Annotated in this window: 1 protein-coding gene; it reads left to right on the forward strand. The window is 55.7% G+C overall.

All coding sequences use genetic code 11. The annotated features are described in order from the left end of the window. Positions 1 to 73: 73 nt before the first annotated feature. A protein-coding gene (locus ABD654_RS05625; RefSeq protein WP_344703121.1) for an IS3 family transposase occupies positions 74 to 1,248 on the forward strand; the annotation gives its coding sequence in 2 pieces (ribosomal slippage) (positions 74 to 329 and positions 329 to 1,248; 1,176 coding nt in all). Positions 1,249 to 1,256 lie beyond the last annotated feature (8 nt).

Consider the following 1,256-nt stretch of genomic DNA (forward strand, 5'->3'; position numbering starts at 1 on the left):
TGTAGTGGCATAGTGAATCTGGCCACCTGATTTTGAGTGTATGATCACTCACAGAGACAGTCAGGTGCAGATGATGACGAAGAAGAGAACGTTCAGCCCGGAATTTCGCTTGGAAGCGGCCCAACTCGTGGTCGATCAGGGTTACACGCTGAAGGCGGCGTGCGAGGCCATGGGAGTTGGTAAATCCACCATGGAGTATTGGGTTCGCAGGCTTCGGGCTGAGCGGGCAGGCAAGGCGCCGCTGAAAGGTGAGGCTCTGACGCCGGAACAGCGTGAAATCCAGGAACTGAAGCGCAAGCTGCGGCGGGTGGAGGAAGAGAAGGCAATATTAAAAAAGGCTACCGCTCTCTTGATGTCGGACTCCCTGAGCAATTCTCGATAATCGAGCGACTTGAAGAGAGCTATGCGGTGCAGCACTTGTGTCAGGTGTTTGGGGTGCATCGCAGTAGCTACCGGGCCTGGCGTGGCCGGGATAGAAGGCCTTGTGAGACTGAGCAGAAGCTGCTGGATCAGGTTGTCAAGGCGCATACCGTCAGTAACGGCTCTGCCGGCGCTCGCAGCATCGCCAACATGGTTACGCAGGCTGGAACACCGTTGAGTCGTTATCGGGCCAGCAGGCGGATGAAGCAGTTGGGGCTGGTGAGCTCACAGCCGCCAAGTCACGCCTACAAGAAGGCTGATCAGCCGCACCTGGATATCCCGAATGCTCTCGATCGGGAGTTCGATGTAAAGGAGCCCAATCAGGTATGGACCGGCGACATTACCTATATTTGGACAGGGATACGCTGGGCTTATCTGGCGGTGGTCATCGACTTGTATGCCCGTAAGCCCGTGGGCTGGGCATTGTCCTTGTCGCCGAATACGGAGCTGGTGAAGAAGGCACTGACCATGGCCTACGAATCGCGTGGAGAGCCACCGAACATCCTGTTTCATTCGGATCAGGGTTGCCAGTACACCAGCCTGGTATTCCGACAGACGCTCTGGCGCTACCGGATGACGCAGAGTCTCAGTCGCCGTGGGAATTGCTGGGACAATGCCCCGACAGAGCGCTTCTTCAGGAGTCTGAAAACGGAATGGATGCCAGAGATTGGCTACCCCAATGTTGCGTCGGCGAAGCAATCTGTCACTGATTATATGATCGGTTATTACAGCAGCCTCAGGCCGCACAAGCATAACGGTGGGCTGCCGCCGAATGTGGCAGAAAAGAACTACTGGAATGCTCAAAACTCAGTGGCCAAAAACACTTGACCACTACA

It is taken from the genome of Halomonas cibimaris, from assembly GCF_039537045.1.
Classification (GTDB): domain Bacteria; phylum Pseudomonadota; class Gammaproteobacteria; order Pseudomonadales; family Halomonadaceae; genus Vreelandella; species Vreelandella cibimaris.